The organism is Nocardiopsis sp. NPDC055824 (assembly GCF_053616335.1).
This window is the reverse complement of record NZ_JBSHDN010000052.1, coordinates 12,536-35,621: the sequence shown is the minus strand read 5'-3', so window position 1 is coordinate 35,621 and position 23,086 is coordinate 12,536. Positions and strand designations below refer to the sequence as shown.

The following is a 23,086-nucleotide window of genomic DNA, read 5'->3' as shown; positions in this document are numbered from 1 at the left end:
CAGCACCCGACCACCGGGGCGCGCCGTCGTCGTGTGCGACCCCCTCCCGACCCCGCGGGAGAGGGCCCGGCGCGGCGTGTGCCCAAGCACACAAGGACTCTCCCCCCCTGTGCCGACGGGCGGCCGGAGCAAGAACCGCAACCGAATCACCGCAGGTCAGGCCGATTTCGCTCACCCGGGGCCGGTGCGGCGCGATCCGCGTGCGCCGTCCCGGGCGTCCGCCGAGACGCGGACCACACGCGATTGCCGGGGGCCCATAGAGGCGACGACACGTCGTAGCACTACATTGTGTAGTACTACCGGAGGTCGGTACCTGAGAGGTGGGCATGGAAGCTCTTGAACTCGCGAGGTGGCAGTTCGGTGTCACCACGATCTACCACTTCCTGTTCGTTCCGCTCACGATCGGACTGTCGTTCATCGTGGCCGTGCTCCAGACCCTCTGGTACCGCACCGGCAAGCACGAGTACCTCCAGGCGACCCAGTTCTTCGGCAAGCTCTTCCTGATCAACTTCGCCATGGGCGTGGTCACCGGCATCGTGCAGGAGTTCCAGTTCGGCATGAACTGGAGCGAGTACTCCCGGTTCGTCGGCGACGTGTTCGGGGCGCCCCTGGCCATGGAGGCCCTGCTCGCCTTCTTCCTGGAGTCGACCTTCATCGGGCTCTGGATCTTCGGCTGGCACCGGCTCCCGCGCGGCGTCCACCTGGCCTGCATCTGGATGGTGGCGGTCGGCACCAACCTGTCCGCCTACTTCATCCTCGCCGCCAACGCGTGGATGCGGCACCCGGTCGGCTTCACCGTCAACCCGGAGAACGGGCGCGCCGAGCTCAACGACATCTGGGCCGTCCTCAGCAACGACCAGGCCTGGTCCACCTACCTGCACACCGTCTCGGCGGCGTTCATCACCGCCGGCCTGTTCGTCGTGTGCGTCAGCGCCTACAAGCTCTGGCGCAACCAGCGGCACGGCGACACCGGCACCGAGGGCGTCACGCCGCCCAGGAGCGACTTCGCCCTCTTCCGCGGCACCCTCAAGGTGGGCCTGGTCTTCACCCTCGTCGCCGGGGCGGTCGTCGTCTTCTCCGGCGACCACCAGGCCAAGCTCGCCGCCGAGTACGAGCCCATGAAGCTCGCCGCCGCCGAGGCCCTGTGGGAGACCGAGGAGGGGGCCCCCTTCTCCGCCCTGGCCGTCGGCGACACGGAGGAGCGCTACAACCCCATCGACGTCACCGTCCCGAACGTGCTCAGCTTCCTCGCGACCGGCACGTTCGACGGCGAGGTCCACGGGATGAACAACCTCCAGCAGGCCTACGAGGAGTACTACGGCCCGGGCGACTACACCCCCAACGTGTTCGTCGTCTACTGGTCCTTCCGCCTGATGATGGGCTTCGGCCTCTCCGGGGTCGCCGTCGCCGCCCTGGGCCTGTGGCTCACCAGGGGCAGGGAGCGCACCCCGACCAACCGGTGGTTCTACCTCGCGGCGATGCTGTCCCTGCCCGCCGCCCTGGCCGCGAACATCTTCGGCTGGGTGCTCACCGAGATGGGCCGGCAGCCCTGGACGGTGCACGGCTACCTGCTCACCGCCGACAGCGTCTCGCCCGGGGTGAGCCTCGGGACCGTCGCGATGAGCCTGAGCATCTTCACCGCCGTCTACGGGCTCCTCGCCGTGGTGGAGGTCGGACTGCTGGTCAAGTACGTCAAGGCCGGACCCTCCCACCTCGTCCCCGCCCTGGAGAACGACGAGGACGAGTCCGAGATCCCGCACTTCAGCTACTAGGAGCCACGGACCATGGAACTCCCCGTCATCTGGTTCATCGCCATCTCGGTCCTGTGGATCGGGTACTTCGTCCTGGAGGGGTTCGACTTCGGGGTCGGCACGCTCCTCCCGTTCATGGGCAGGCGCAACTCCGTCGACCGCCGGGTCGCCATCAACTCCATCGGCCCGGTGTGGGACGCCAACGAGGTGTGGCTGCTCACCGCGGGCGGCGCCATGTTCGCCGCGTTCCCCGCCTGGTACGCCTCGCTGTTCAGCGGCTTCTACATCCCGCTGTTCGCCATCCTCATCGCCCTGATCCTGCGCGGCGTCGCCTTCGAGTACCGGGGCAAGCGCGACAGCGACGCCTGGCGGACCTGGTGGGACCGGGCGATCTTCTTCGGCAGTGCCGCACCCGCCCTGCTGTGGGGCGTCGTGTTCGCCAACATCGTGCGGGGCGTGGCCATGGACGCCGACCACATCGTCACCGCCTCCCTGCCGGACCTGCTCAACCCCTACGCCCTGCTCGGCGGGCTGACGACGCTGTCGCTGTTCACCCTGCACGGGGCGATCTTCCTGACCCTGAAGACCGACGGGCCGGTGCGGGCGCGCGCCCGGCGGGCCGCCCTGGGCACGGCCTGCGCGGCGGTCCCCGCGGGGGCCGTCTTCCTGCTGTGGACCCAGGCCGCGTACGGCCACCCGTGGACCCTGCCGCTCGTCGTCGTCGCCGCCTCCGCCCTGGTGGGCGGGGTCGCCGCGGCCTGGAAGGGGCGCGAGGGGTGGTCGTTCGCGTTCACGGCGCTGACCGTCCTCACCGCCGTCGCCGCGCTCTTCGGGGCGCTCTTCCCGAACGTGCTCCCCTCCACCACCGACCCGGCGTTCAGCCTGACCGTGGACAACGCGTCCTCCGCGGACTACACGCTCACGGTGATGACGTGGGTGGCGGTGGTCTTCCTGCCGCTGGTGCTCCTGTACCAGGGCTGGAGCTACTGGGTGTTCCGCCGCCGGGTGACCGGCGCCTCGGTGACCGGGGAGGGCGTCACCGCGCCGGACGGACCGGGGCGCGGGGACGGGGCTGCGGAGCCCCGGAGGACCCCCGTCGCCTGACCCTCGGGGCGGGAGCCCCGCACCGCGGCGCTCCCGGCCCGGCGCGGGGCTCCCCGCGGGGCGGTGACGCCCCGATGGATACTGGCCCGGAGCCCGCACCGCGCCACCGTGTGAGAACCGCACACCCCGGGTACCCGCGGGACCCGGCCGAGACGACGAGGACCGCACGCATGAAACCCCTTGATCCGCGCCTGGTCCGCACCGCGAGCGCGGTCCGGGTGCACCTGGCGGTCTCCGTGGTCAGCGGAGTGCTCATCACGGGCCTGATCCTGGCCCAGGCATGGCTGCTCGCCCGCGCCGTCACGGGCGCCTGGCAGGGCGAGGGCCTGGACTCGCTGGGCTGGGCGATCGGCGGCGTCGCCGCCATCGCCCTGGCCCGGGCGCTGCTGTCCTACCTGGCCGAGACCTCCGCCCTGTACAGCGCCGCGCGCACGAAGTCGCAGCTGCGCCGCCGCCTGGTGGCGCACGTGACGGGGTCCGGCCGGGTGTGGACCGCCGGCCCCGGCGCCGAGGACGGCCAGGGGTCGCCGAAGGCGGGCGAACTGGTGACCCTGGCGACCAGGGGCCTGGACGCCCTGGACGACTACTTCGCCCGCTACCTCCCCCAGCTCGTCCTGGCGGCGATCGTGCCGTTCGCCGTCCTGGCCGTCGTGTTCCGGGCCGACTGGATCTCCGGGATCGTCGTCCTGGTGACCCTTCCGCTGATCCCGGTCTTCATGGCGCTGATCGGGATGCACACGCAGGCGCGCACCGACCGGCAGTGGCGGCTCCTGAGCCGCCTTGGCGGCCACTTCCTCGACGTGGTGGAGGGGCTTCCGACCCTGGCGGTGTTCCGCCGCGCCAAGGCGCAGGCGGCGATCATCCGCCGGGTCGGCGAGGACCACCGCCGGGCGACGATGGGAACGCTGCGGGTCGCGTTCCTGTCGGCGTTCGCTCTGGAGCTCCTGTCGACCCTGGCGGTGGCGCTGGTCGCCGTCGAGGTCGGCCTGCGCCTGCTCGGCGGCCACATGGACTACCAGACCGCCCTCCTGGTGCTGATCCTCGCACCCGAGGCGTACCTGCCGCTGAGGGAGGTCGGCGCCCGGTTCCACGCGAGCATGGAAGGCGTGGCCGCCGCCGAGCAGGTGTTCGCCGAACTGGACCGCAGGCGCGGCGGGGGGACGGCGGAGGGCTCGGCTCCCCCGGCGACCGGCCGGGCCGCGGCCGCGGCGGGCGGCGACATCCGCTTCGAGGGCGTGGGGATGGGCTACCCGGGCAGGGACGTGCCCGCGCTGTCCGGGTTGGACCTGGAGGTCGCGGCCGGGGAGCACGTGCTGCTCACCGGGCCCAGCGGCTCGGGGAAGACCACCCTCCTGTCACTGGTGCTGCGGTTGACCGAGCCCACGGCGGGGCGGATCAGCGTGCGCGCGCCCGGCGGCGGGTGGGAGTCCCTGGACGGGATCCCGGCCGACGACTGGAGGCTCGGCGTCGCGTGGGTGCCCCAGCACCCCTACCTCTTCGACGTGTCCGTGGCCGACAACATCCGGCTCGGCGCCCCCGGTGCCTCCCCGGAGCGGGTGCGGGAGGCGGCCCGGCTCGCCGAGGCCGACGCCTTCGTCCGCGCCCTGCCCGACGGCTACGACACCAGGCTCGGCGAGCGCGGCGCACGGCTGTCGGCAGGGCAGCGGCAGCGGATCGCGCTGGCCCGGGCGATGTGCCGCGACGCCCCGCTCGTGCTGCTGGACGAACCCACCGCCCACCTGGACCCGGAGAACGCGGCGGCGGTGCGCACCGCCGTCGCCAGGCTCCTGGAGGGGCGGACCGCCCTCATCGTCGCCCACGACACCGGTTGGGCGCGCGGCTTCCCCGGAGACACCCTGCGGACCGTGACGCTGCCACTGCCGACCCGGGAAGGGAGCGTGCCGCGATGAACCGCGACGACGCCGACAACGCCGGAGCCGCGGGGGCTCCCGGGACGGATGTGCGGACCGGCCCCGGCGGGGACGCCCCGCCGCTCCCCGGGGGCGGGCGCCGGCGCGACCCGCTGTGGCGGATGGCCGCCCTGGCCCGGCCCCGCGGCGCGAGGTTCGCCCTCGGGGTCCTGCTGGGCGCCGCGGCCACCGGCGCCGGGGTGGCTCTGCTGGGGGTCGCCGCGTGGATGCTCGCCACCGCGGCGAACCATCCCGGCATCACCGCGCTGGGCTTCTCCGTGGTCGCCACCCGTGCGCTGGGCGTGGGCCGCGGCGTCGCGCGCTACCTGGAGCGGCTGGTCACCCACGACGCGGCGTTCCGGACGCTGGCCGAGGTGCGGGTGCGGGTCTACGAGCGGCTGGCCGCGACCGAGCCGTTCGGGCGCTTCCGCTCCGGCGATCTGGTCTCCCGTCTGGTCAACGACACCGAGGCCACCCTGGACCTCCTGGTGCGCGGGCTGACACCCCCGCTGATCTCCCTGGTGACCGGCGGCGCGACCGCCCTCTTCCTGACGGCGGTGTACGTGCCGGGCGGGCTCCTCCTGGCCGGCGGCCTGCTGCTGGCCGGGCTCGCGGTCCCGCTCGCCGCCGCCGCGCTGGGCCGGGAGCCGGGCCGGCGGCAGGGCAAGGCGCGCGGCGAGCTGTCCACCGCGCTCGTGGACACCCTGCACGGGGCACCCGACCTGGTCGCCTACGGCGCGATGGACCGGCAGGTGGAGCGGGTCGACGCCGCCGACGCCGAGCTGACACGCCTGGCGCAGCGGGACGCGGCGGTCCTCGGCCTCGGCGCCGGGGCGTCCGCGCTGATCACCGGGCTGACCGTGTGGGGAGCCCTGTTCCTCGGGGTGGCCGCGGTGGAGGGCGGCTCGCTGAGCGCCGTGTCACTGGCGGTCCTGGTGCTGACGACCCTGGCGGCGTTCGAGATCGTCGCCCCCCTGCCCGCCGTCGCCGCGAAGCTGGGGGCGATCCGCGCGAGCGGAGCCCGCCTGTTCGGGGTGCTGGACACCTCGCCCGCCACCGCCCCGCCCACCCGCGCGGGCCTCGACCCCGGCGGCGACCCGACGGTGCGGGTGCGTGACCTGCGGGTGCGCTACGGGCCGGACGAGCCGTGGGCCCTGGACGGGGTGGACCTGGAGATCCCCGCCGGGTGGACGGTCGCGGTGATCGGTCCGAGCGGGGCCGGCAAGAGCACCCTGGCGTCGGTGCTGCTGCGGTTCCGCGACCCCGACGGCGGCCGGGTGGAGCTCGGCGGCGAGGACATCACGACGTACCCGGCGGACGAGGTGCGCGGGATGGTGTCCGGGGTCCCGCAGGACCCGCACGTGTTCGCCTCGACCCTGCGGGAGAACCTGCGGCTGGCCCGGCCGGAGGCGGACGACGGCGAGTTGTGGGAGGCGCTGCGGCGGGCGCGGCTGGCCGACGACGTCGCGGCGACCCCGAAGGGGCTGGACACGCAGGTGGGCACGCACGGCCTGGGGTTGAGCGGCGGGATGGTGCAGCGGCTGGCCCTGGCCCGCGCCGTGCTGGCGGCGCCCCGCGTGCTCGTGCTGGACGAACCGACGGCCCACCTGGACCCGGACACCCGCGACGCGGTGGTGGACGACCTGCTCGCCGCCGCCGAGGGGTTCTCCACCCTGCTGATCACGCACGACATGACGGGTCTGGACCGGGTGGACCGGATCTACGTGGTGCGCGACGGGAGGGTCGTCCAGCACGGGACGCACGAGGAGCTCGCGCGCGCGGAGGGCTGGTACCGCGACGTCGGCTCGGGCTGACCCCGCCGGGACCTCCGCGCGGGGCCCGTCCGCGCGGAGGTCCCGGCCCGGATCTGACACCCGGGCCGGGTTCCTCTAGTGTTCCCCCGTGGCCAATCCTGTACGTGAGTTCTTCGGCGGCGTCGGCGTCCTGGCACGCGGCTTCGTCCTGCTTCTGCGCAAACCGCGCCTGTTCCTGCTCGGGGCCCTGCCCGCCCTGCTCACCTCCCTGGTGTTCCTGGGCCTGCTGGTCCTCCTCGTGGTGAACCTGGTCGACCTGGCGGCCTGGGCGACGCCCTTCAGCGACGGCTGGGACCCCTTCTGGCAGGGGCTCCTCCGCGGAGCCGTGTCGGTCGGCATCCTGGCCGGGACGGTCCTGCTGATGGTGGTGACGTTCACGACCGTGACCCTGACGCTCGGGTCGCCCATCTACGACAAGATCACCGAGCTGGTCGAGGAGGAGCTGGGCAACGCGCCCGAGGAGCCCGACGAGTCGCTGATGGCGTCGATGTGGCGTGCCGTGCGCCAGTCGCTGGTGATCGTCGCGGTGTCCCTGCTGGTGTCGGTGCTCGTCCTCGTGGTCGGCTTCGTCCCTCTGGTGGGGCCCGTGGTCGGCCCGGTGCTGGCCGCCCTGCTGGGCGGGTGGCTGCTGGCGATCGAGCTCCTGGCGAGCGCGTTCGACCGCCGGAGGCTGACGACCATCCGCGACCGCAGGGAGCACATGGCGAGGCGGCGGATGCGGGTGCTGGGCTTCGCGGTGCCGACCTACCTCCTGCTGGCGATCCCGTTCGTGGCGGTCGTGGTCTTCCCCGCCGCCACGGCGGCCGGCGCGATCCTCACCCGCGACCTGGTGCCCTCCGGACCTGCCGGGCTCGCGTCCGGACAGGACGGGCGGGGCGGGCAGGTCGGACCGGGTGGGCAGACCGGGCCGGGCGGGCAGGCCCTCGGCGGCCCGGCCGGGAGCACGCACCGGGGAGCCCCCGGTACGGAGGGAACCCGGCCGCACCGGGCGTACCCGGGCGACCGGGGCCCGCAGCACCCGCCCCGGGGACCGCACCCGGGCTGAGCCCGGCCGGACGCAGGTCGGCCCGGTCGTCCACAGGTGAGGATCGGGCCTGGTCGGAGGCGCGGTGCGCGCTTAGGCTGGATCCGGGGGACCCGCGCCTGCCGTCGGGAGGCGGTGGCTCCCCCGGATCCCAGTCTCCCGGGCGAGCCGCAGGCGGGCAACCGACCGGTCACCCGCCTGTGGACGGTGTCGGGACGCGTCACCGCCCCCGTGCCCGTGCCCGCTCCGGGGGTTCCGCGCCCCTTCGCCCCGCCCGCTACCTCAGGCCGGGGGCGCGGCGCAGCGCCGAGGCGATCATCCGCTCGATCAGCGCCGCGTAGTCCACACCGGTGGCGGCCCACATCTGGGGGAACGCCGAGGCCGGGGTGAACCCGGGCATCGTGTTGAGCTCGTTGACGAGGATCTCGCCGTCCTCGGTGTAGAAGAAGTCCACACGGGCCAGGCCCTCGCAGCCCATCGCCTCGAACACGTCCGCCGCCATCGCGCGCAGTCTCGCCGTGGCCTCCTCCGGGATCCGCGCCGGGATGGTGAGGCTGCTCGTCGAGAGGTACTTGGCCTCGAAGTCGTAGAAGTCGAACCCGTCGGCGACGTGCACCTCGGCCGGGAAGGACACGTCGGGGGTCCCGCCGTCCTCGGCCTCCAGGACGCCGCACTCGATCTCGCGGCCGACGACCTGCGCCTCCACCAGCACCTTGGGGTCGTGTTCCCGGGCGGCCTCGACGGCGGCGACCACGGCGTCGGCGTCCGAGGTGTCGCGCACCTTGGTGATGCCGACGCTGCTGCCCGCGCGGGCGGGCTTGACGAACACGGTGGCGCCCAGCTCGGCGACGTCGTCCAGCACCCGCTTGCGCTCCGTGCGCCACTGGCGGTCGGAGATCGCGACGAAGTCGCTGGTGGGGATGCCGTTGCCGCGGAGCATGGCCTTCATGAAGACCTTGTCCATGGCGGCGGCGCTGGAGAACACCCCGGCGCCCGCGTAGCGGACCCCCATCATCTCGAACAGCCCCTGGATGGTGCCGTCCTCACCGAAGGGGCCGTGCAGCAGCGGCAGGACGACGTCCACCTCGGCGAGCCGTTCGGGGCCCTTCTCCGGGTTGACGACCATCAGCTGGCCGGCCGCGTCGAAGGGCAGGGCGAGGTCCGCGCCGTCCTCGGGGACGGTCGGGAGCGCCCGGGTGGCCTCGTCGATGCGCAGCCGTTCGGGATCGCCCGAGGTCAGCACCCAGTTGCCCGTCCTGGTGATGCCGACGGGCACGACCTCGTAGCGGTCCCCGTCGATGACGGACAACACGCTTCCCGCGGTGACGCAGGAGATCTCGTGTTCGGAACTACGCCCGCCGAAGACGACGGCGACCCGAATCTTGCGCTGCTCGGACGACATGCTGCCTGACCTTATCTCGCCAACTGATGGAACCGGAACCGGGAGAAATACCCGTGATGTGTCAGTTTCCCCCGTCGAGGGCCCGGAGGGCGTCCTCGATGAGGTCCTGGGGATCCTCCAGGCCGATGGAGAACCGCACCGCGCCCGGGGAGATGCCCGCGGCCGCCAGTTCGGCCCCGCTCATGCTGCGGTGCGAGGTGGAGGCGACGTGTCCGGCCAGGGTGTGCGTGCCCCCGAGCGAGGCCGCGATGGTCGCCACGCGCAGGCGGTCGGCGAAGGCCGTACCCGCCTCCCGCCCGCCGACAGGGTGCACGGTCACGACCGCTCCGCGTCGCCCCGCGTCGAACAGCTGGTCCGCGAGCGCGGACTGCGGGTGCGAGTCGAGGGAGGGGTGGTCGACCCGCTCCACGAGGGGGTGGCCCTCCAGCGCCGCGGCGAAGGCCGCCGCGGTCTCGCACTGGCGCTGCACCCGGAGCGGCAGCGTCTCCAGGCCGCGGTGGAGCAGGTACGCCTCGTCGGGGGCGAGGCAGGGGCCCAGGTCGATGCGCGCCGAGCGGATGCGCCCGATGAGCTCCGGCGAGGCCACGGCCACGCCGCCGGTGGTGTCGCTGTGGCCGCCGATGTACTTGGTGGCGGAGTGCACCACCACGTCGGCGCCGTGCTCCAGGGGCCGGCAGACCGCCGGTGACGCGAACGTGGAGTCCACCACCAGCGCGGCCCCCGCCCCGCGGGCGATCCGCGCCAGGCCCGGCAGGTCGGACACGGTCATCGTGGGGTTGGACAGCGTCTCGGTGAACACCACGCGGGTCCGCGGACCGACGGCGGCGCGCACCGCGTCGAGGTCGGTGATGTCCACGAAGTCGGTGCTCACCCCGAACCGGCGCAGGAGCCGGTCCAGCAGCGAGTGGGTGTTGCCGTAGATGGAGCGGGAGGCCACGACGTGCGCGCCGGCCTCGGTCAGCGCCAGGAACACGGTGCTGAGCGCCCCCATGCCCGAGGAGAAGGCCTGTCCGCGCACGTCCTCCTCCAGGCCCGAGCCCTCCAGCGCGGCCACCGCGTCGGCGAACGCGTCGACGGTGGGGCTGTCGATGCGGGCGTACGAGTAGCCGGGGGAGGCCCCCGCGAGGACGTCCGCGTACTGCTGGGAGGTGTCGAACGCGTAGGTGGTCGCCCTGTGGACCGGCATGCGCATGGGGCGCTCCTGCGGAACCGGCGCCCCGGGGAGGGAGACCGCCCGGGTGTGCTCGCCGCCGCCGGACCCTGCTGTGTGTGACATCGTGCTCGCTCTCAGACCCCGTAGCGTTCCGGCTTGCTGGTGCGCGACATGAACGCCACCAGCGCCTCGGCCGGGCTCAGGTCGTGGTGCATCATCTTGACGACGGCCTCGGTGATCGGCATGTCCACCCCGTTGGCCCACCCGAGTTCGAGGACGGACTCGGAGGACTTGACCCCCTCGGCGGTCTGCCTGGTCTCCGCCACGACCTGTTCGAGGGTCTTGCCCGCGCCCAGTTTCTCACCGAAGGTCCGGTTCCGCGACAGCGGCGAGGAGCATGTCGCGACGAGGTCCCCCATGCCCGCGAGGCCGGACAGCGTGTGCTCGTCGGCGCCCAGGGCCACCGCGAGGCGGGTGGTCTCGGCCAGGCCCCGGGTGATCAGGGACGCCTTGGTGTTGTCCCCGAACCCCATGCCCTCGGCCACGCCCACGGCGAGGCCGATCACGTTCTTCATCGCACCGCCGATCTCCACCCCGACCAGGTCGGTGCTGGTGTAGGGACGGAAGTACGCCGACTTGAACAGCGACTGGAGCCGCACGGCCGTCTCCTCGTGCGGGCACGCGACGACGGCGGTGGCGGGCTGGCGCTCCGCGATCTCCCGGGCCAGGTTGGGGCCCGACACGACCGCGATGCGCTCCTCCGGGTACTCCAGCACCTGGGCGATGATCTGGCTGACGCGCAGGCAGGTCCCCAGCTCCACGCCCTTCATGAGGCTGACGACCACCGCGTCCTCGCGCAGGTGCGGCCGCCACTCGACGAGGTTCGCGCGCAGTGTCTGCGAGGGGACCGCCAGCACGACCACGTCGGCCCCGGCGAGCGCCCCGGCGGCGTCGTTGGTGGCCCGCAGCCGGGGGTTCAGGCCGATGCCCGGGAAGTAGTCCGGGTTCTCGGAGGTCTCGTTGACCGCGTCCACGACGGACGCCCTGCGTCCCCACAGCACGACCTCGACGGGCCTGGCGCCGGGGTCCCGCTCCCGGGCCAGGTCGGCGGCGTCCGCGATGATGTTCGCGAACACGGTGCCCCAGGAGCCCGCGCCGAGAACGGCGATCCTCACGTTGTCGGTACCCATCTGCCCCGTCACGTCCCCGCGCTGCTCTTCCCGTTGTCGCCGCCGCCCGCGGCGCCGTCACCCGTTCCGCCGTCGGCGTCACCGCCGGTGAGCCGCTCGGCCCGCTTGGCCTCGGCGGCCTCCTCCCGCGCCCTCTTGAAGTCGAAGGGGATCGCGGGCGGCTCCTCCCCGCGGATCTGCGCCTGGAGCGCGGTGATGTCGCCCATGATGAGCTCGGTGGCCTCCTTGAGGACCGTCGCGGTCAGCGGCCGGCCCTCGAACCGGGACAGGTCCACCGGCGGCCCGGCGCGGAAGTCGATGCGCTTGCGCGGGAACAGGCTGGGCTTCTTGGCCCCGTACGGCAGGAGGTTCTGCTCGCCCCAGTGCGCGACCGGGACGACCGGCACGCCCGTGGTCAGCGCCAGCCGCGCCACCCCGGTCTTGGCGGTCATCGGCCACAGGCCCGGGTCGCGGGTGCAGGTGCCCTCCGGGTAGAAGATCACCGAGGAGCCGTCGCGGGTGAGGGCGACCTCCGCCTCGTGGAGCGCCTTCACGGCGTCGGTGCTGCCGCGCTTGATCGGGATCTGCCCCGTGCTCCTGGCCACCGCGCGCACCACGGGGATCTTCATGACCCCGTCCTTCATCGTGAAGGTCGGCCAGCGGCGGGCCCCGATGTAGAGGAAGTGCGCGACCGTCAGCGGGTCGGCCATCGAGAGGTGGTTCGCGGCGATGATCACCCCGCCCCGGGCCGGGACGTTCTCGGTGCCCTCCCAGGTCGGCTTGGTGATGAACCACAGCACGAACCTGACGATCCGGGAGACGACCGCCTTCACCCACCGCGATTCTCGTTGCTTGGCCACGGGACTCCTCACTTCATCGCTCCCGGCCCGTCCGGGCCGCGGAGCACAACCGGTTCAGTGTAGGACGTGGCGGAACCCTCCCAGGTGCCCCCGCCGGACCGGCCCGGGAAGGGCCGCCAGGTCAAGGCTCCGACACGCCACAGGGCGCCCGCGCCGCGCCTCCCCCGAGCGCCTACCCTCGTGACTGTCGTGGCCGATTCGACGTCCCGGGGGAAGCGTGACCGGCTTTGGAGTACGGGGCGGGGCGCCGCGCCCCGGGGTGCGCTGGTCCCTCGTCGTCCCAGTCAAGCACCTCGGCCGCGCCAAGACCCGACTGGCCCTGGCCGCCGGGGGGCTCCGCGAGGACCTGGCGCTGGCGATCGCCTGCGACACGGTCGAGGCGGCCCTGGCCTGCCCCGGCGTGGAGGCCGTGTTCGCGGTGACCGAGGACCCCCGGGCCGGCGCCGAGCTGACCGGCCTGGGCGCGGTCGTGGTCGACGGCGAGCCCGGCACCGGGCTGAACTCCGCCCTGGCCCACGGGGCCGCGGCCGCACGGCGCAGGCGGCCCGGGGCCGGGGTGTGCGCCCTGTCGGCCGACCTGCCCGCGCTGCGCCCGGACGAGCTGGGCCGGGTCCTCGCCGCGGCGGCCCGCCACGGGCGCTCGTTCCTGCCGGACGCCCCGGGTGTGGGGACGACCCTGCTCGCGGCGGCGCCCGGGCACCCCTTCACCCCCGCCTTCGAGGGGGCCTCGCGTGCGCGGCACCGGGACGGGGGCGCGCACGAGATCGCGCTCCCGGACGTGGCGTCGGTCCGGCGGGACGTGGACACCCCGGAGGACCTGTGCGACGCGGTGGGCCTGGGGGTGGGTCCGCGGACCCGTGAGCTGTGGGAGACGGTCGCGGGCAGCTGCCTGCGGTCGCAGGGCGCGCCCTGACGCCCCTGGGGGCTCCGGGAGGGCCCGTCCCGCGCTCGTGGGACCTCTGAGACGCACAGAACGTCCTGTGGCGCGTGTGACCGTCCTCCGGGCGTGCCTCCCGCCGTCGGGAGCACGGGACTCCTCCGCCGCACCCGGAACAGAGATCCGCCCGGGCTCCCCGAAGGGAACCCGGGCGGACTCGGCCCGTCGCCGTGTGGCGGTGGGCTACTTCTTCTTGTCCCCGTTGACGAGGGCCTTGAAGTCAGCGCCGGCGCGGAACTTCGGAACGAAGCTCGCGGGGACGTTGATGGTGGCCCCGGTGGCCGGGTTGCGCGCGGTGCGAGCCGCGCGCTCGGACTTCTCGAAAACGCCGAAGCCCGTGATGGCGACCTTGTCGCCCGACGCCACGGTTGCCTGAATGGTCTCAAGCACAGCGTTGACCGCTTCGGTCGCGGTCTTCTTGTCTCCGAGACGATCGGAGATCGCGTCGATCAGGTCACGCTTGTTCATAAGGTTCCTCCGGTTCCCCCTTGCTCGCACGAAATTAGGGGAAGCAGAGGCCCTTACACAAATACAAACGCCTACGGGCAAGGCGTGTCGGCGCCTTCCCCACCTGCGGGGGAGCCTCACGGAGGGTGCGGTCTGGACCGGTGGAGCCCGGGACTGCGGTCCCTTTTGACCCCTTCTGTAGCTCTCAAATGCCTACGTATAACCGGATTCCGGGCAGCAGACACGCCGAGCTTAAGGACAGCGGGAACGTAAGCGAACGCTCACACCAAGTAAAGGTAAAATATTTCTGGGCCGGGGGTGTGCTGCGTCACACGACGCCTCGATCCCCGGCCCAGAACACGATCCGGCCCCTACAGGGTCACGGGGAGCCACGGCTTCCGGGTCGCCTCGAAGGCCCCGACCTCGTCGGTGTGGCGCAGCGTCAGGGCGATGTCGTCCAGCCCCTCCATCAGCCGCCAGCGGGTGTAGTCGTCGAGCTCGAACGGCTCCTGCACCCCGGCGCCCGGGGAGCGCACCTCGCGCTCGACGAGGTCGACGGTCACCTCGGTCGCCGGGTCGGCCTCGACGGCCTTCCAGATGCGCTCGATGACCTCCTGGGGCAGCAGGACGGTCAGCAGCCCGCCCTTGAGCGAGTTGCCGCGGAAGATGTCCGCGAAGCGCGAGGACAGCACGGTCTTGAAGCCGTAGTCCTGGAGCGCCCAGACGGCGTGCTCGCGGGAGGAGCCGGTGCCGAAGTCCGGGCCGGCCACCAGCACGGACGCGCCCTCGTACTCGGGGCGGTTGAGGACGAAGTCCGGGTCGGACTTGCGCCACTCGGCGAACAGGCCGTCCTCGAAGCCGGTCCGGGCGACCCGCTTGAGGTAGACGGCCGGGATGATCTGGTCGGTGTCGACGTTGCTGGAGCGCAGCGGCACGGCCCGACCGGTGTGGACGTCGAACTTCTCCATGGGGAGGTCTCTCCTAACGGGTCAGGGGCTACAGGGCGGCCAGGTCGGCGGGCGAGGACAGGGTGCCGCGCACGGCGGTCGCCGCGGCGACCTGCGGCGACACCAGGTGGGTACGCCCGCCGCGGCCCTGGCGGCCCTCGAAGTTGCGGTTCGAGGTCGAGGCGCTGCGCTCGCCCGGCTTGAGCTGGTCGGGGTTCATGCCCAGGCACATCGAGCAGCCCGCCTCGCGCCACTCGGCGCCGGCGGCCTCGAAGACCTCGCCCAGCCCCTCCGCGTTGGCCTGCTCCTTGACCCGCATGGACCCGGGGACCACGAGCATGCGCACCCCCTCGGCGACCCTGCGGCCCCGGATGATCTCGGCGGCGGTGCGCAGGTCCTCGATGCGGCCGTTGGTGCACGAGCCCAGGAAGACGGTGTCCACCCGGACCTCCCGCATCGGCGTCCCCGGCGCGAGGTCCATGTAGGCCAGGGCCTTCTCCGCGGCGGCGCGGGCCGAGGGGTCCTCGTAGGAGGCGGGGTCGGGGACCTCGGCGTGCAGGGGCACGCCCTGGCCGGGGTTGGTGCCCCAGGTGACGAACGGGCTGAGCTCGTCGGCGTCCAGGACGACCTCGGCGTCGAAGACGGCGCCCTCGTCGGTGCGCAGGCTCTTCCAGTGCTCGACGGCGGCCTCGAAGTCCTCGCCCCGGGGGGCGTGCGCGCGGCCCTCGATGTAGTCGAACGTGGTCTGGTCAGGGGCGATCATCCCGGCGCGGGCGCCCGCCTCGATGGACATGTTGCACACGGTCATGCGGGCTTCCATGGACAGGGCCTCGATGGCCTCGCCCCGGTACTCGATGACGTAGCCCTGGCCGCCGCCGGTGCCGATCTTGGCGATGACGGCGAGGATGATGTCCTTGGCGGACACCCCCGGCCGCAGCGTTCCGTCGACCGTGACCGCCATGGTCCGGAAGGGCGCCATGGGCAGGGTCTGGGTGGCCAGCACGTGCTCGACCTGGCTGGTGCCGATGCCGAAGGCCAGGGCCCCGAACGCGCCGTGGGTGCTGGTGTGGCTGTCGCCGCAGACGATGGTCATCCCGGGCTGGGTGAGGCCCAGCTGGGGGCCGACCACGTGCACGACGCCCTGCTCGATGTCGCCCATCGGGTGCAGGCGCACGCCGAAGTCGGAGCAGTTCTTGCGCAGTGTCTCGACCTGCTTGCGGGAGACGGGGTCGGCGATCGGGGCGAGGAGGTCCTGCGTGGGGACGTTGTGGTCCTCTGTGGCGATGGTCAGGTCCGGGCGCCGGACCTTGCGGCCGGCCAGACGCAGCCCCTCGAAGGCCTGGGGGCTGGTCACCTCGTGGACCAGGTGGAGGTCGATGTAGAGCAGGTCCGGCTCGCCGTCGGCACGTCGGACGACGTGCTCCTCCCAGACCTTCTCGGCCATCGTGCGTGCCATGGGCGGTCGCCTCTCTCGTGTCAGACGTGTCGGGCTCGTCTCGGTGTGCCCTGCGCGGACTGCGGGCCGACTTGCATTCCATATTTCGAGACGGCAATATCAAGCCATGGACAACTCTAGCTCATCCAGCGGCGTCGGTGTCCTGGACAAGACCATGTCCGTCCTCGACGCCCTGGAGTCCGGTCCGGCCTCCCTCGCCCAGTTGGTCCAGATCACCGGACTGGCACGGCCGACCGCGCACAGGCTGGCCGTCGCCCTCGAACGGCACCGCATGGTCTCCCGGGACAGCCAGGGCCGGTTCGTGCTCGGCCCCCGCCTCGGCGAACTCTCCATAGCGACCGGGGAGGACCGCCTGCTGGCCGTCGCGGCCCCCGTCCTCGTGCAGCTGCGCGACCTGACCGGCGAGAGCGCCCAGCTCTACCGCCGCCAGGGCGACCTGCGGGTGTGCGTGGCGGCCTCCGAGCGGAGCAGCGGCCTGCGGGACACGGTCCCCGTGGGCAGCGAGCTCCCCATGAACGCCGGTTCGGCCGCCCAGGTCCTCCTCGCCTGGGAGGACTCCGACCGCATACGGCGGTCGCTGGTGGGCGCCCGCTTCACCGCCGCCAGCCTCGCCCAGGTGCGCCGCCGCCGCTGGGCCCAGAGCGTCGCCGAGCGGGAGCAGGGCGTGGCGTCGGTGTCCGCCCCGGTGTCCGGCCCCGGCGGGCGCGTGATCGCCGCCGTCTCGGTGTCCGGCCCGATAGAGCGCCTGACCCGCTCCCCCGGCCGCATCCACTCCCAGGCCGTGCTGTCGGCCGCCGAGAAGATCAGCGAGTCGCTGCACACCGAGGTCGCCCACTGACGCGCCCCACCGTCCGCAGGCCCTTCCCCCGGGTCGACCGGAGGACGGGGCCCGCCCCTCCGCCGGAGCCGACCCGCCTCGAACAGGCGACCGCGCCCCCGGTGCTCCGGGCGGCGCGGTTCCGCGTCCGGGGCCGGTGCGCACGGGCGCTCCGCGGTCCCCTGGGGGCCGCCTGCGGCCCCGGCACGGCACCGGCCCGAAGACCGGGCACGTCGGTCCGGGAACGCCGGTGCGGGCACGTCGGTCCGCGCCCGGGCCGGTCCCGCCCCGACCGTCAGGCGCCCACGAGGTCCATGGGCGAACGGGCCGAGATCGTGGCCGTCTTCGTGGACGCCCCCTCGGCCGCCACGGTGAACTCGCTCTCCGGGGACAGGGCGATCATCCCCAGCCAGTCGCGCACGGTCATCCCGCGCACCAGCTCGGTCGGCTTCGCCGCGCCGCCCTCGCCGTCGACCATGACCAGGGCGTGGATGCGGTTGGTGACCGTGGCGAGCACGACGGGGTGGTCGAACGACTCCAGCCGGCGGAAGACGTCCACGGCCTCGTCGCCGGGCGAGCAGACCAGGATGGTGTAGCGCCCCCGGGGATCGCGCACCCGGGGGTTCTTGACCAGGTAGTGGATGAACTCGCGGGTCGTGCGGGCGTGCGCGGCGAGCAGCTTGGACACGCGCCGCACGTCGGGGCTGTCGACGTGGCGCACGAGGGCCAGCTCGACCTTGCGCGTGGTCTGGAGGAGCCAGTCGATCTCGGTGGCCTCCGCGCGGGTGGGGCGCAGTTCGCCGTCGTCCAGGCCGATCCCGCCGAGCCACGCGTTGACCTCGGACCACAGCCACACGGAGGAGCGGCCGACGGTCGCCTCCGGCGCGGGGAACGGGACGCCGTCCCGGCGCTGGCCGCGGGTCCACTGGGTGACGTTCTGCCTGGTCCGGCCGGTGAGTTCCGCGATGTCGGAGACACCGACGAGCTCCCGGTCCAGACGGACCAGCCGCACCCGGGGCGCCGTGGCGTGGACGCGCTCCATGAGCGCCCTGGCCGCGGTGACGGCGTCGGGCCCGGCCCCGGCCACGGTCAGCCGGGTCACCCCGTGGGAGGAGGAGACCACCGCGTCGAGGTCCTCGGTGAGGGTGTGGACCGAGTCGTGGTCGTCCAGGGTGATCCCGTCGACGACGAAGACGAACTCGTACTCGGCCATCGGCCCCGCCCTCCTCCGTCGCACCGCCCCGCGCACCGGGGACCGGGGCGCGCCGGCCCCGCGTTGGCGTTGACAAACGTCAACAACAGGGTACCTGCCGCGGCGTGATCGCACCATGCCCGGGACGGGGCCGCCGCCGCGGCCCGCACCCGTCGTCCGCGGCCGGACCCCGGGACGCGCCGCCCGCTCCGCCGAGGGGCCGGCCGCCCCGCCGGGATCACCCGCGGGGGCCGCTCGCACCGCGCCGGGGGTCGTCCGGGGGCATGGGGCAGCGCCGGGCCTCCTGCCTGATCCGGCGTGCGGCCCGGCCGGAGTCCCTCGGCGTCCCGGGAACCTGGATGCGGGTGCAGCCGCAGTCGCAGTACAGGCGGCCCCAGTGGCCCTCTCGCCTGAGCACCCACCCCCGCTCCCCCAGCTCCTTGAGGACCTCCCGGACCTCCTTGTCCTGGTGGCGCCCGGGACCGAGCTCACGGCCGGTCACGGCGCACCGCCTCCCCGCGGGGAGGGGCGTGCGGCCCGGTCGGCCGTCCGGGGGGAGAGGTCGCTCTTCATACGCTCCGACAGGGGGTTGGGCGGTCGGGGAGACTGCGCCGCCCCAGTATTCCAGGGGCGGCCCGCCCGCGCGGGCACACCCGGGCCACACGCGGCGGCGGCGAACGGTTTCCGCGCCCCCGGCCCCGGTCCCCGCACGACCGGAGCGCGGGCGGGCGGTGGTTTCGGGGCAGACCTCGGCAGGAGGTCCGCGACGCCGGGGACTGACGGCTCCGGGAGGCCGCGACAACGGTGGTGCCCCACGGATCCGACCGGCGTCCTGCACGGGCGGCGGGCCCTGAGGCCACGGCGAGGGGGCGGCCCCGGACGCACGAAAGGCCCCATCCTTGCGGATGGAGCCTGACTGGTACCCCCGAGCGGATTCGAACCGCCGTTACCGCCTTGAGAGGGCGGCGTCCTAGGCCACTAGACGACGGGGGCCGGACGGGTCGGAGCAGGACCGCGAAACCACGATACCCACACCAACCGGACATCGGTGACATGCACCGACCCAGAAAAAAACTCCCACACCGTGGGAGTCTCTCCCTGTTGGTACCCCCGAGCGGATTCGAACCGCCGTTACCGCCTTGAGAGGGCGGCGTCCTAGGCCACTAGACGACGGGGGCGCAACGGATCAGAGATCCGTGAGACTCACGGAGACCGCAAGTCTGCGCTGGGGTACCAGGACTCGAACCTAGACTAACTGAACCAGAATCAGTCGTGCTGCCGATTACACCATACCCCAGTGCCCTGGGAGGACCCGGTAGCTTCCGCTTCCCTGTCCCCCTCGGCGACGTGGATAACTCTAGCGGACATTCGGAGTGGTCGCGAACCGAATGCGGGGCGGCCGGCCTGTGGCTCCGACCACCCCGGACCGGGGTCCGCGCCTACTCGGACGCGGAGGCCTCCTGGGCGCGCAGCTTGGCCAGCGCGGCCTCCAGCCGCGCCCGCACGCGCTCGCGGCCGAGCAGCTCCAGCGACTCGAACAGCGGCAGTCCGACCGTCCGCCCGGTGACCGCGACGCGCACCGGGGCCTGCGCCTTGCCCAGCTTCAGGCCGAGCGTCGCGCCGGTCTCCTCGGTGGCGGTCTTGAGGTCCTCGGCGGTCCACGGCAGCCCCGGGTCGGCGAAGCGGGACAGGGCGGCCTCCAGCATCTCCGCGCCGACGCCCGGCTTCATGGCCTTGGCCCAGCTCTTCTCGTCCTCGACGGGCTCGGGGAGGAACAGGAAGTCCACGTTGGGCACGATCTCGCTGAGCACCGCCACGCGGCTCTGCGCGAGCGGTGCGACGGCGGCGAAGACCTCGGGGTCGTAGTCGGCCGGGTCCCACGGCGCGGCGTCACCGGTCAGCCACGGCCGGCAGCGCTCCGCGAACTCCTCGGCGCTCAGCGCGCGGATGTACTCGCCGTTGAACGCGCGGAGCTTCTTCTCGTCGAAGAAGGCGCTGGAGCTGTTGACGTCCTCGATGCGGAACAGGGGCACCATCTCCGACCACGGCATGATCTCGCGGTCGTCGCCGGGGGCCCACCCCAGCAGCATGAGGTAGTTGACCATCGCCTCGGCGAGGTAGCCCTCCTCCTGGTAGGACTCCAGGGCCACCTTGTCACGGCGCTTGGACAGCTTCTTGCGCTGCTCGTTGACGATGACGGGCAGGTGCGCCCACACCGGCGGGGTCAGGCCCAGCGCCTCCCACAGCAGCTGCTGCTTGGGGGTGTTGGACAGGTGCTCCTCGCCGCGGACGACCTGGTTGATGCCCATCTCCACGTCGTCCACGACGTTGGCCAGGACGAACAGCGGCGAGCCGTCGGCACGCGCGATCACGAAGTCCTCGATGGCGGAGTGCTCGAACTCCACCCGGCCGCGGATCCGGTCCTCCACCACGGTGGGCCCGCCGTCGGGCACGCGGAAGCGCAGAGCGCGGCCGGGGCCCGGCTCCAGGCCGCGCTCACGGCAGTGGCCGTCGTACCCCAGGTTGGGGTTGTCGCGCCGCTCCTGCACCTGCTCGCGGGTGCAGTCGCAGTAGTAGGCGCGGCCGTTCTTGTACAGCTCCTGCGCGGTCTCGCGGTGCTTGTCGGCGTAGGCCGACTGGAAGTAGGGGCCCTCGAAGTGCGGGTCGTCCTCGCCGATGCCGAGCCAGGCCAGCGCACGGACGATGCCCTCGGTCCACTCGGGACGGTTGCGGGCGGCGTCGGTGTCCTCGATGCGCAGCACCATGCGCCCCTCGGAGCTCTGCTGGGCCAGCGCCCAGTTGAACAGTGCGGATCGGGCGCCGCCGACGTGGAACATGCCCGTGGGGGACGGGGCGAAGCGGGTACGAAGCGAAGTCTCAGTCACGCAGCCCAGGGTATCCGTGGTGTGCGGGGGCCCGGGGGAGGTCCGCCGGCGGCCGGGCGGCCTCACTCCTGCGCGGGCCTGACCGCCAGGGGCCTCGGGAAGCCGAAACCGATCCCGTACCCCTGGGCCAGGGCGTCCGCGAACGCCGCGGCGATCTTGGTCTCACCGCCGGCGTTGGGGTGGGTGCCGTCGTAGGTGTCGGCGGCCGCGTCCCAGGACTCCCTGCCCGCGACGTCGAGGCTGATCACGGGCGAGGTGTCCGTGGACAGGTCGGCGGCGACCTCGCGGACGAGCTCGTTGTAGGCGTAGACCCGCAGCGCGAACCCCTCGTCGGACTCGGCCAGGGCGATGGGGAGGGCCTCGGCGATCACGATGCGCAGGTGCGGGTTGCCCGCGCGGGCCGACTCCACGTAGCCGCGCAGCCGGTGCTCCATCTCCTCCATGGTGACGGGCCACAGCAGGTCGTTCACGCCGAGCATGACGCACAGGACGTCGGGCCGGTGGACCCGGACCTCCTCCCCGATGGAGGCCGCGGCGTCGCGCAGGGTGCGCCCCCACAGGGCGTTGTGGTTCTGGTCGAAGTCGGGGTCGCGGTACTCGACGGTGTCCGGGTCGCCGTCGGCTCCGGGCCAGACGACCCCCTCCAGCCCCTGCGGCTCCCCGGGGGAGGGGCCGGAGGGCTCCTGTCCCGGGCGGTCCGCCGGGGCGCCGTCCCCGCCGCCCTCCTCGTAGTCCTCGGCCGGGTCCTGCGCGGGACTCTCCACGGCCTCGTCCCCGGTCGTGGGGACGGGCAGGATCATCTCCCGGGTGGCGGGATCGGTGTAGGGGCCGACGAAGTCGAGCCCCTCCACCTGCGGGGCGAGGTGGTTCCACAGGTGGTAGCGCCAGGTCCGGTCGCCGTTGGCGCCCTGGGTCATCGAGTCGCCCGCCAGCATGATGCGGCGCGGGTGGTCCACTGGTCCCTCCGCTTCCCGTACGGTCTCGCCGCCGTCGTCGCGCACGGCGGTCCAGTAGAAGGTCCCCGCGACCAGGAGCACGGCCGCGAGCGCGCCAGCGAGGACGAGGGGGCGGGGGCGGCGGTGTCGGGGGGTCGTCACGTGTGGGCCTTCCGCTGGTCCGTGGGCCGGCGGCGAGGCGCGCCGCCGGCCCCGTGGTGGGACGGTGTTCCGCGGGCTCCCGGCCGCGGAGCCCGGTCAGTCGCGGGCCACCACCCGGTTGCTGATGGTGCCCAGCCCCTCCACCGTCACCGAGACCTCCTGGCCGATCCGCACCGGCCCCACCCCGGCCGGGGTACCGGTGAGGACCACGTCACCGGGGAGGAGCGTCATGAAGGAGGTGACATAGGCGATGATGTCCGGGATGTCGTGGATGAACTGCGAGGTCCGCCCGGACTGGCGGACCTCCCCGTCCACGGTGGTGGTGAGCGCCAGGTCCTGGGCCTCCTCGATGCTCAGCCCGGTGGTGATCCAGGGCCCGATCGGGCAGAAGGAGTCGAAGCCCTTGGCCCGCGTCCACTGCTTGTCCTTCTTCTGGAGGTCGCGTGCGGTGACGTCGTTGGCGACGGTGTACCCGAAGATCACGTCCTTGGCGCGCTCGCGCGGCACCTCCCGGCAGGGCCGCGAGATGACGATGGCCAGCTCGCCCTCGAAGTCGACCCGCTCCGAGACCGAGGGGTGGAAGATCGGGTCGTTGGGACCGGCCACGGAGGTGGACGGCTTGAGGAACACGACGGGCTCGTCGGTGGACTCGCCCGTGACGTCCTTCATCTCCGCGACGTGGTCGGCGTAGTTCTTGCCGATGCAGACCACCTTGGTGGGCAGGACCGGTGAGAGCAGCCGGACGTCGGAGAGCCTGGCCCTCTCACCTGTCAGTTTGATGTCGCCGAGGAGAGGGTGTCCGCTCAGCCGCGCGACGAACTCCTCCCCACTGTCGGAATCGGTGTCGATCAGCCCGAAACCGACCTCGTCCCCGACCGCGAACCGTGCGATGCGCACCTGGTGCCTCCCAGCAGCCCCGTTGTCTCTCTTGCGGTTGAAGCGTATCCGCGCGCCGGGGCCGGGGTGCGGGCGGGACTCGGTCCGGAACCCCGGCGGGCCAGGACCGGAACCCGGGGTGCGACGGTCCGCAGGCCTCCGTGCGCACAACGGCCGAGCTCCGGGACACCGGGCTTCCCCGGATGCCCGCCTGGCCCGAACTCCGGGTGAACTCTGGCATGCTG

Annotated in this window: 19 protein-coding genes and 3 tRNA genes; 7 read left to right on the top strand and 15 right to left on the bottom strand. The window is 73.0% G+C overall.

Annotation, left to right across the window (positions count from 1 at the left end):
• Positions 1–326: 326 nt before the first annotated feature.
• The 5 genes from ACWGL3_RS13555 (at position 327) to ACWGL3_RS13535 (ending at position 7,624) form a co-directional block, all read left to right on the top strand.
• Positions 327–1,772 carry a cytochrome ubiquinol oxidase subunit I gene (locus ACWGL3_RS13555; protein WP_267946470.1) on the top strand — a complete coding sequence of 482 codons (1,446 nt, stop codon included), beginning with the start codon at positions 327–329 and terminating at the stop codon, positions 1,770–1,772.
• A gap of 12 nt (positions 1,773–1,784) precedes the next feature.
• Positions 1,785–2,855 (top strand): cytochrome d ubiquinol oxidase subunit II, encoded by a 1,071-nt coding sequence (cydB, locus tag ACWGL3_RS13550; RefSeq protein WP_452461320.1) that lies wholly within the window; start codon positions 1,785–1,787, stop codon positions 2,853–2,855.
• A 170-nt stretch (positions 2,856–3,025) separates the two neighbouring features.
• Positions 3,026–4,765, top strand: coding sequence for a thiol reductant ABC exporter subunit CydD (gene cydD, locus ACWGL3_RS13545; RefSeq protein WP_267946472.1), 1,740 nt, complete (start codon positions 3,026–3,028; stop codon positions 4,763–4,765).
• Between the two features lie 122 nt (positions 4,766–4,887).
• The gene (gene cydC, locus ACWGL3_RS13540; RefSeq protein ID WP_267950510.1) at positions 4,888–6,579 is read left to right on the top strand and encodes a thiol reductant ABC exporter subunit CydC; all 1,692 of its coding nucleotides are present in this window, start codon (positions 4,888–4,890) and stop codon (positions 6,577–6,579) included.
• 88 nt (positions 6,580–6,667) lie between these two features.
• Complete coding sequence (locus tag ACWGL3_RS13535) at positions 6,668–7,624, top strand: EI24 domain-containing protein (RefSeq protein ID WP_267946473.1); 957 nt, start codon at positions 6,668–6,670, stop codon at positions 7,622–7,624.
• A 256-nt stretch (positions 7,625–7,880) separates the two neighbouring features.
• Here ACWGL3_RS13535 and ACWGL3_RS13530 read toward each other — a convergent pair whose 3' ends face one another.
• The 4 genes from ACWGL3_RS13530 to ACWGL3_RS13515 form a co-directional block, all read right to left on the bottom strand.
• On the bottom strand, positions 7,881–9,005 hold the full coding sequence (locus ACWGL3_RS13530; protein ID WP_267946474.1) for a D-alanine--D-alanine ligase family protein: 1,125 nt from the start codon (positions 9,003–9,005) through the stop codon (positions 7,881–7,883).
• A 61-nt stretch (positions 9,006–9,066) separates the two neighbouring features.
• Positions 9,067–10,281 (bottom strand): trans-sulfuration enzyme family protein, encoded by a 1,215-nt coding sequence (locus ACWGL3_RS13525; protein WP_267946475.1) that lies wholly within the window; start codon positions 10,279–10,281, stop codon positions 9,067–9,069.
• An 11-nt stretch (positions 10,282–10,292) separates the two neighbouring features.
• Complete coding sequence (locus ACWGL3_RS13520) at positions 10,293–11,348, bottom strand: NAD(P)H-dependent glycerol-3-phosphate dehydrogenase (RefSeq protein WP_267946476.1); 1,056 nt, start codon at positions 11,346–11,348, stop codon at positions 10,293–10,295.
• A gap of 8 nt (positions 11,349–11,356) precedes the next feature.
• Positions 11,357–12,187: a lysophospholipid acyltransferase family protein gene (locus tag ACWGL3_RS13515; RefSeq protein ID WP_267946477.1), complete on the bottom strand. Its 831-nt coding sequence runs from the start codon at positions 12,185–12,187 to the stop codon at positions 11,357–11,359.
• Between the two features lie 217 nt (positions 12,188–12,404).
• Here ACWGL3_RS13515 and cofC point away from each other — a divergent pair, with 217 nt between their 5' ends.
• Complete coding sequence (gene cofC / locus ACWGL3_RS13510; RefSeq protein ID WP_267946478.1) at positions 12,405–13,100, top strand: 2-phospho-L-lactate guanylyltransferase; 696 nt, start codon at positions 12,405–12,407, stop codon at positions 13,098–13,100.
• Between the two features lie 207 nt (positions 13,101–13,307).
• On the opposite strand, the gene ACWGL3_RS13505 is transcribed toward cofC, so the two are convergent.
• The 3 genes from ACWGL3_RS13505 to leuC form a co-directional block, all read right to left on the bottom strand.
• Positions 13,308–13,592, bottom strand: coding sequence for an HU family DNA-binding protein (locus ACWGL3_RS13505; RefSeq protein WP_267946479.1), 285 nt, complete (start codon positions 13,590–13,592; stop codon positions 13,308–13,310).
• A gap of 350 nt (positions 13,593–13,942) precedes the next feature.
• The gene (gene leuD, locus ACWGL3_RS13500) at positions 13,943–14,539 is read right to left on the bottom strand and encodes a 3-isopropylmalate dehydratase small subunit (protein WP_267946480.1); all 597 of its coding nucleotides are present in this window, start codon (positions 14,537–14,539) and stop codon (positions 13,943–13,945) included.
• A 28-nt stretch (positions 14,540–14,567) separates the two neighbouring features.
• Positions 14,568–15,974, bottom strand: coding sequence for a 3-isopropylmalate dehydratase large subunit (leuC, locus tag ACWGL3_RS13495; RefSeq protein ID WP_267946481.1), 1,407 nt, complete (start codon positions 15,972–15,974; stop codon positions 14,568–14,570).
• Positions 15,975–16,128: 154 nt separating this feature from the next.
• On the opposite strand from leuC, the gene ACWGL3_RS13490 reads away from it, so the two are divergent.
• The gene (locus tag ACWGL3_RS13490) at positions 16,129–16,812 is read left to right on the top strand and encodes an IclR family transcriptional regulator (protein WP_276567193.1); all 684 of its coding nucleotides are present in this window, start codon (positions 16,129–16,131) and stop codon (positions 16,810–16,812) included.
• 274 nt (positions 16,813–17,086) lie between these two features.
• Here ACWGL3_RS13490 and ACWGL3_RS13485 read toward each other — a convergent pair whose 3' ends face one another.
• The 8 genes from ACWGL3_RS13485 to ACWGL3_RS13450 all read right to left on the bottom strand — a co-directional run bounded on the left by ACWGL3_RS13485 (position 17,087) and on the right by ACWGL3_RS13450 (position 22,862).
• A complete protein-coding gene (locus ACWGL3_RS13485; RefSeq protein ID WP_267946483.1) occupies positions 17,087–18,004 on the bottom strand; it encodes a helix-turn-helix transcriptional regulator in 918 nt (305 codons plus the stop codon).
• A gap of 217 nt (positions 18,005–18,221) precedes the next feature.
• The gene (locus tag ACWGL3_RS13480; RefSeq protein ID WP_267946484.1) at positions 18,222–18,485 is read right to left on the bottom strand and encodes a hypothetical protein; all 264 of its coding nucleotides are present in this window, start codon (positions 18,483–18,485) and stop codon (positions 18,222–18,224) included.
• Positions 18,486–18,900: 415 nt separating this feature from the next.
• Positions 18,901–18,976: transfer RNA gene (locus ACWGL3_RS13475), tRNA-Glu, on the bottom strand.
• Positions 18,977–19,085: 109 nt separating this feature from the next.
• Positions 19,086–19,161: transfer RNA gene (locus ACWGL3_RS13470), tRNA-Glu, on the bottom strand.
• Positions 19,162–19,208: 47 nt separating this feature from the next.
• Positions 19,209–19,280: transfer RNA gene (locus ACWGL3_RS13465), tRNA-Gln, on the bottom strand.
• 142 nt (positions 19,281–19,422) lie between these two features.
• Complete coding sequence (gltX, locus tag ACWGL3_RS13460) at positions 19,423–20,868, bottom strand: glutamate--tRNA ligase (RefSeq protein WP_355012531.1); 1,446 nt, start codon at positions 20,866–20,868, stop codon at positions 19,423–19,425.
• A gap of 62 nt (positions 20,869–20,930) precedes the next feature.
• Positions 20,931–21,965: a GDSL-type esterase/lipase family protein gene (locus ACWGL3_RS13455; protein ID WP_267946486.1), complete on the bottom strand. Its 1,035-nt coding sequence runs from the start codon at positions 21,963–21,965 to the stop codon at positions 20,931–20,933.
• Positions 21,966–22,061: 96 nt separating this feature from the next.
• A complete protein-coding gene (locus ACWGL3_RS13450; RefSeq protein ID WP_267946487.1) occupies positions 22,062–22,862 on the bottom strand; it encodes a fumarylacetoacetate hydrolase family protein in 801 nt (266 codons plus the stop codon).
• Positions 22,863–23,086: the final 224 nt, after the last annotated feature.